This is a genomic window from Vibrio sp. Vb0937, assembly GCF_033338855.1.
In genome coordinates, this window is the sequence record NZ_JAWOTK010000110.1 from 1 (window position 1) to 1,785 (window position 1,785).

Annotated in this window: 2 protein-coding genes; both read left to right on the top strand. The window is 50.8% G+C overall.

Going from position 1 to position 1,785, the window contains the following annotated elements; translation table 11 throughout:
- Positions 1–957: sulfurtransferase (locus R7P67_RS23550; RefSeq protein ID WP_318086157.1), on the top strand; the 957-nt coding region annotated here is incomplete at its 5' end.
- Between the two features lie 21 nt (positions 958–978).
- Positions 979–1,785 (top strand): FAD-dependent oxidoreductase (locus tag R7P67_RS23555; RefSeq protein WP_318086158.1); only part of this gene is annotated, 807 nt, incomplete at its 3' end.

Genomic DNA, 1,785 nt, shown 5'->3' on the forward strand with positions numbered 1-1,785 from the left:
GTGTTGGCCGCTGTCGCAGCGGTTGGCTACTCAGCTTACAATACGATGTTCTCAGCTGAGGCTGTAATAGTGGATGCTGCTGCTCAAGAGCAGAAGTTCACACAATACGCTCACCCAGAACACTTCATTTCTGCACAACAACTGAAATCGCTGATGGATGGTGACAAAGACGTGGTTGTGATCGGTGCGCTAAACCCTATCAAACCAGATAGCCCTATTTCTGGTTCTTACACTATGTGGCGTAACGATTACTCAGCGACTGAAGACGCCTACGACTTCGGCGGTATGAGTAATAGCACAGAAGAAATGGAAACAATCCTAGGCAGCTTCGGCGCAACAACAGACAGCACAATCGTCGTCTACGCTGCGGGCTCACACCACGATGCTGCGCGTCTTTACTGGCAAATCCATAACCTTGGCCATCAAGATGTTCGTTACCTTGACGGGGGCTTGAACGCTTGGATGGGCGCTGGCTACCCAACTGGCTCTGCAAACCAAAGCGTTGCAGCGGTTGAATACAACGCACCTAACACACAACAAGAGAACAATGCCCTAGCAACGCTAGACATGGTTATCGCAGCGCAAAACAACCCTGATTGGGTGATCCTAGATACTCGCGGCAACGACGAGTTCAACGGTGAAGTTGCGGTTTCTGGCGCATACGGTCCGGGCACTATCCCAAGCAGTGTTCACATTAACTGGACCAAAGCGTTGAACGAAGACACGACGCTGAAATCAGCAGAAGAACTGCAAGCCCTTTACGGCGACATCATCAAAGGCAAGAAAGTTATCGCTTACTGCCAGTCTGGTGTTCGCTCTGCCCACACCACCATGATTCTTACTGAAGTACTAGGTGCAGAAGGCGTTTACAACTACGACGGCTCATGGATCGAGTACAGCCATGCTCACTACGAGCAGAAGAATCCTGAAGTGAACGTTATCAACGGCAAGAGCTAATCAACACGGAAACCGCAGTTAATGAACAATGTAATTTTTAGCCAAAAGCTATACGACACCGCGCAAATGATTGTCGATGGCTGTATGGGTGATGCCGATCCGGCATGTCAAACCGCATGTCCAATGCACACAGACGTAAAACAGTACGTTCGCATGGCAGGCGAAGGTGATTTCCAAGGTGCTTTGGATCTGATCCGCAGCAAACTATTCCTACCTCAAACGCTTGGCCGCATCTGTGCACACCCTTGTGAGGCTTCTTGTCGTCGTAACACTGAATTCGGTCAGCCGCTCAGCGTTGCTGGCATCAAACGCTTCGTCGCAGAGAAAATGGATAACCAAGATCACTGGGATCTTAACATTGCGCCCCTGACCAACAAGCACATCGCGATCGTGGGTGCAGGCCCTGCTGGTGCGCAAGCGGCTATTGAGCTTCGTCGTCAAGGCCACGAAGTAACGATTTACGAAAAGCTAGACGTATACGGCGGCATGATGCGTGTGGGGATCCCTGAATACCGTCTACCACGCGACGTTATCGATTTCGAATACAGCTACTTGGCGATGCTGGGTATCAAAACTCAGTTCGGCGTTGAGATCGGCAAAGACATTAGCTTCAACACACTGCGCAACGAACATGATGCTGTGATTCTGGCTCACGGTGCACACGTCGGTTCGATCATCCCTCTGCCGGGTCATGACAACGATGGCGTGTTCTCTGCGGTTGAATACTTGAAAGAGATTTCTGAAACTCGCCAATTTCCACGTGCAGGTAAACGAGTGATGGTTGTCGGCGGTGGTGACGTTGCAATGGACTGTGCACGCTCTTCATGG